The sequence below is a fragment of the Psychrobacter sp. AOP5-GZ1-6 genome (assembly GCF_052376345.1).
Taxonomy (GTDB): domain Bacteria; phylum Pseudomonadota; class Gammaproteobacteria; order Pseudomonadales; family Moraxellaceae; genus Psychrobacter.
Genome location: NZ_JBQSVP010000175.1, coordinates 1 through 5,318, shown reverse-complemented (window position 1 = coordinate 5,318; position 5,318 = coordinate 1). Strand labels below are relative to the sequence as shown.

Annotated in this window: 5 protein-coding genes; 1 reads left to right on the top strand and 4 read right to left on the bottom strand. The window is 43.2% G+C overall.

Going from position 1 to position 5,318, the window contains the following annotated elements:
- Positions 1-30: 30 nt before the first annotated feature.
- Positions 31-1,734, bottom strand: coding sequence for an AMP-binding protein (locus ACT3RN_RS14370; protein WP_192520606.1), 1,704 nt, complete (start codon positions 1,732-1,734; stop codon positions 31-33).
- A 169-nt stretch (positions 1,735-1,903) separates the two neighbouring features.
- Positions 1,904-3,019 (bottom strand): DNA topoisomerase IB, encoded by a 1,116-nt coding sequence (locus ACT3RN_RS14365; protein WP_192520605.1) that lies wholly within the window; start codon positions 3,017-3,019, stop codon positions 1,904-1,906.
- A gap of 287 nt (positions 3,020-3,306) precedes the next feature.
- Between ACT3RN_RS14365 and ACT3RN_RS14360 the strand changes: the two genes are divergently transcribed.
- Entirely contained in the window at positions 3,307-3,654 is a 348-nt protein-coding gene (locus ACT3RN_RS14360) for a GNAT family N-acetyltransferase (protein ID WP_225739321.1), read from the top strand.
- Positions 3,655-3,765: 111 nt separating this feature from the next.
- Here the strand turns inward: ACT3RN_RS14360 and ppnP are convergent, their stop codons facing one another.
- Together ppnP and prfB are read right to left on the bottom strand one after the other, a co-directional pair.
- Entirely contained in the window at positions 3,766-4,050 is a 285-nt protein-coding gene (gene ppnP, locus ACT3RN_RS14355) for a pyrimidine/purine nucleoside phosphorylase (protein ID WP_192520603.1), read from the bottom strand.
- 44 nt (positions 4,051-4,094) lie between these two features.
- A protein-coding gene (prfB, locus tag ACT3RN_RS14350) for a peptide chain release factor 2 (protein ID WP_192520602.1) occupies positions 4,095-5,190 on the bottom strand; the annotation gives its coding sequence in 2 pieces (ribosomal slippage) (positions 4,095-5,117 and positions 5,119-5,190; 1,095 coding nt in all).
- Between the last annotated feature and the right edge of the window lie 128 nt (positions 5,191-5,318).

The following is a 5,318-nucleotide window of genomic DNA, read 5'->3' as shown; positions in this document are numbered from 1 at the left end:
TAATAACTACTGTCATAAACACTGTCATCGCTAAGCTAATGATAAACTTCGTAGTAAAAATCGCTGGATTTTACCACTAGGCGTTTTTGGTAACTCTGTCACAAACTCGACCTCGCGCGGATAAGCATGAGTAGATAGACGTTTGCGTACCAGTTCTTGGATTTCTTTGGCAATGTCATTACTACCCTCGATGCCGTCTTTTAGCACCACATAAGACTTAATAGTATGACCACGTACTTTATCTGGCACACCTACCGCTGCCGACTCTGCGACTGCTGCGTATTCGAGTACCGTGTTTTCGACATCGGTGGGTCCGACGCGATAACCTGCAGTAATAATGATGTCATCATCACGCCCTGAAAACCAATAACTGCCATCACTATGGCGCTCGACCACATCGCCTGTCAGATAGTAGTCACCTACAAAGGCTTGTTTTTCATTCCAACTATAACCGCGGAAATAAAATGCAGGTGACTGACTGACAACGACTGCTAACTGCCCTTGTTCACCATCTGGCAATACATTCATATCGTCATCTAATACCACTAGTGTATGCCCTGGTAGCGCCATACCCATCGACCCAGTAGGGCACTCATGTGCTAATGCATGATGTGCGCAGCAAGTCATACCAGTTTCTGTTTGCCCATATTGGTCTTTTACTTGGCACTCTAGATAGGTTTCAACCCAGTTGACAACTTCTGTATTCAACGTCTCGCCTGCCGAATTGGCACAACGTAAAGACAGCTTGCTGGTGATATCGTCACGATCATCCTCAAACACACCGCTAGATTTCATCATACGAAAGGCTGTTGGTGAAGACGCCAAATTAGTAATCTTGTGACGCTCCATGAAGCCACGCGTATTAATCGCGTCAAACCCCGCTTCATTAAAATAAGTGGTGACGCCTAATAGTAGCGGTCCTGTAATGGCATAGTACAAGCCATACGCCCAACCTGGATCTGCCATGTTCCAATATTGATCATCTTCGCGTAGGTCGATGGCGTAGCGCATATATAAATAAAAAGCAGACAATGCCGCTAACGGCACGCTGACACCTTTTGACTTACCCACCGTACCAGAGGTAAACATTTGCAAGAATGGTGCATCAGTATTGAGCGACAAAGGTTCTAAAGTTTTTGACTGCGCTGACATTGACTCAGCATAATGCTCATCACCCCAAGTCTCAGAATCCACAGCGCTACCCACCAATACCATTTTGGTTTGCTCAGCCAAATCTTCAAACTTGTCACGGTTTTCTTGATTGGTAAAAACAACTTTGGTATTCGCTTTGTCCATTCGATATTTAATCGAATCATAACCAAAGGCAGTAAATAACGGTTGATAAACTGCGCCAATACGCCATGTTGCTAATACAACGATGAGCAACTCAGGTGTGCGTGGTAACATGGTTGCAACTTGGTCACCAACCTGTACGCCATAAGACAGTAATAAATTAGCAACTTGCGCACTCGCTACATCTAGCTCAGCAAAGCTCATACGAGTCACCTTTCTGGCAGTATCTTCATGCACCAGCGCGATGTTATCACCGCGACCATCACGTACGTGACGACCACAGCATGCCATATAAGCGTTTAATCGATCATCAATATGCTTGCCAAATATTTCTGACAGCAGCGATTCCCTATCAAAATTATTATAGTAATCGGTATAGTTTTTTGGTGTGATCGTAGTGTTTACATCAACGTTTGTAGCAGTAAGAGTGGCGGTATTCATAAGCTAATCCTTTAGCAAAATCGAGTAATAAATAAAACGCGTATTACGAAATGATCACATCCTATAGACCATCTAATATGTACTATTAGTAACGCATATTTATAATTATTTCAATACATAACGTATCATTTTTATAAATTAGTCATTTACGGCTTATAGCTAATTCCATTTAAATACTAAGAAAACCAAGCAGTGCTTTTTCTTCACAGCTTTGATACTCTTTAGTGCGTCCGCGACGGTATTTTTTGTACGCATCAAAGAACTGCCCTGCCAAAAACTGCTCAATAATAATCGGATGAATATAAGAGGCGCGGCAAACCGTAGGCGTGTTGCCTAGATCCTCTGCTACGCTTTTGACCATATCGACAACCAGCTGTTGGCGCTCAGCGCTTTTGGACTCAGTAGCCAATATGTCTTTGCCAACCGTCGTTTGTAGCTCGTCGTATAAATAACTGGCTGCGAGGACACTGGCCATCCACGTGCGAAAATCTTTTGCACTATACAACTTGCTTTCGCCATCCGTATCACACGTATGCATTCGCAAGTAGTCGTTGATATCGCTACTATCGACAACTTGCTTAACACCATCATCGTCTATATATTTAAAAATATGATAACCCGGTAATTCAGAACATGCCTGTACGATGTCAATCAAGCGCTCATCCTGCAATTCAATATGATGCTCTTTTGCACTTTTTCCGACAAAATCAAATGCCAATCCATAGTCCGTTTCACTAACATGTTTACTTCGCAGCGTACTTAGACCATAGCTTTTATTAAGCTTGGCATAACGACTATTACCCACACGGATTAATGTGGTTTCTAATAACTTAATAACCGCCGCTAGCACATTAGCGCGTGACAAGGGCGTAGCTTCTAAATCTATCTCAACCTGAGCGCGTAGACGTGGCAGCGCCTCGGCAAAGCCAATCATCGCATCGAACTTCGCTCGATCCCTTACGCGATTCCATTCTGGATGATACAGATATTGCTTGCGCGACTTGTCATCACGCCCTGTCGATTGTAGATGCCCCTTTTCATCCTGGCATATCCACACCTCTGACCACATCGGTGGTATAACCAACGCATCAAAACGCTTGCGCAACGCCCTATCTTTTACCGTCTGTCCATCGGCATCTTTGTAAGTAAAACCGCGACCCCAGCGCCGACGCGTAAACCCAGGCTCATCGTCGCTGACATAACGCAAATTCGCCAAACGAGCCAAATGTTCATAGTCGTGGCGTGCATCTATGTGTGTATCTGTCTGATGATTTGCCTGAACCATAAAATTATCCGTCTTATAAACTAGTCGTTTTAGCATAATTAATGACAGCAGTTTTTACTGTTTGCTTGGCGCAGAGAATGTGTAAGGCTCTGTAAAATTGAGCGGATGGCAGGGTTATCAATTATGAGTTATTAAGTCATAATTGATAACCCTATTCATTAATCGATCTGAGTAAAGCATCATGAAAAGCCCTTCTATAAAAATCACGCCATTGTTCCAATGCTGATTACGCTAACTGGTTAGATTTGTGGCAACGTTATTTGACATTCTATGAGACCAGTTTGCCCATGAGCACGACTGATGCAACATGGCGCAATTTACTAGATAGCAATGTGGCTATTTATGGGTTTACCGCATGGCGGGATACTAGGTTGGTAGGTATCACTCATGTGGTGCTGCATCCCAATACATGGGATACCACGGAATGTTGTTATTTAGAAGACCTATACGTTAATGAGTCTGTTCGTGGACAGGGTGTCGGGCGCGCATTAATTGAACAAGTATATGACTTTGCACGCCAGCAAAACTGCAACCGTGTGTATTGGACAACGCAAGAAGGCAACACAACCGCGCGCAACCTGTATGACACCATTGCCACTCAAACTGATATGGTGCAGTATCGTAAAAACTTATGATTTATATCATCTGTCTTATGAGTAAACATAAATGAGCAAATAAAAAACGCCAAGCATTGGATGCTTGGCGTTTTCTTATTCATACCATTTTAGATTAAAAAATCTTAAATATTATTTACCGTATACACATAAGTAAGCGGTTTCTACTTCTACTTTTACTTGAAACTTTTGATTGGCTTCAACGGTGAACTGCTCGCCAGCATTAAAGGTTTGCCACTCGCTAGATTGTGGTAATTTAACGGTTAAAGCACCACTGACCACGCTCATGGTTTCAAATTCGCTCGTACCAAACTCATACTCACCAATTTCCATGACGCCAACAGTCGCAGGCTTAGTCGCTGTCTGAAAGGCAATAGACGTCACTTTATCATCAAAATAACTATTAACGCTTGGCATAATTTTCCTTAATTAATTGTTGGTTAGTACTTTAAAATTGTCTTTTATAGTCCAGCTTTTAGACTGGCTTCGATAAACTGATCGAGGTCACCATCTAGCACAGAACCAGTGTTAAAGGTCTCGACACCAGTACGCAAGTCTTTGATACGCGAATCATCGAGCACATACGAGCGAATCTGACTACCCCAGCCCACATCAGACTTATTGTCTTCAACTGCTTGCTGTTTTTCCATACGCTTTTGCATCTCAAGCTCATACAATTTAGCACGTAGCATTTTCATCGCAGTGGCTTTGTTACCATGTTGGCTACGCTCATTCTGGCAAGTCACGACGACACCGCTTGGCTCATGCGTGATACGTACCGCAGAATCTGTGGTGTTCACATGCTGACCACCCGCACCAGATGAGCGATAGGTATCAATACGCAAATCAGCCGGATTGATATCAATATCGACATTATCGTCAATCTCAGGTGACACAAACACCGCAGCAAATGAGGTATGACGACCATTATTACTATCAAATGGTGACTTACGGACTAAACGATGCACACCGATCTCGGTACGCAACCAACCAAAAGCATAATCGCCTTTAATCTCAATCGTGGCTGACTTAATACCAGCGACGCTACCTGATGATACTTCAATGACATCAACCTTGAAGTCATGCGCTTCAGCCCAGCGGGTATACATCCGCAGCAGCATCTCTGCCCAGTCTTGCGCCTCAGTACCACCACTACCTGATTGGATATCCAAATAACAGTTGTTTGGATCCATCTCACCACTGAACATACGGCGAAACTCTAAATCTGCCACTCGCTCTTCAGCGCTATCTAGCTCGCCCTGAACATCAGCGAGCAATGACTCGTCTTCTGCCTCTACTGCCAGCTCTAGCATGGCAGACGCATCTTCTAGTGTCGTCTCAAGCGAAACCACCACATCGATGACACCATCCAGATGACTTTTTTCTTTATTAATCTTGGTTGCGCGCTCTGGATCGTTCCATAGCTCGGGGTTTTCTAATTCTAAATTGACTTCTTCTAAGCGTTCTTGCTTACCATCGAAGTCAAAGATACCTCCGCAAGTCCTGCCCACGCTCAGATAAGTCTTTGATTTTTTCTTGATACGGATTAATTTCCATAAGTGTTCCTGTATTTTTCTAATAAAAATAAATATCTAAATGATATGCCGCTATTTTAAATGAGATTGACACTGAATAGTTGGCTAATTATTGCCTATACTCATTGCTGACTATAATGGCTGCGACCC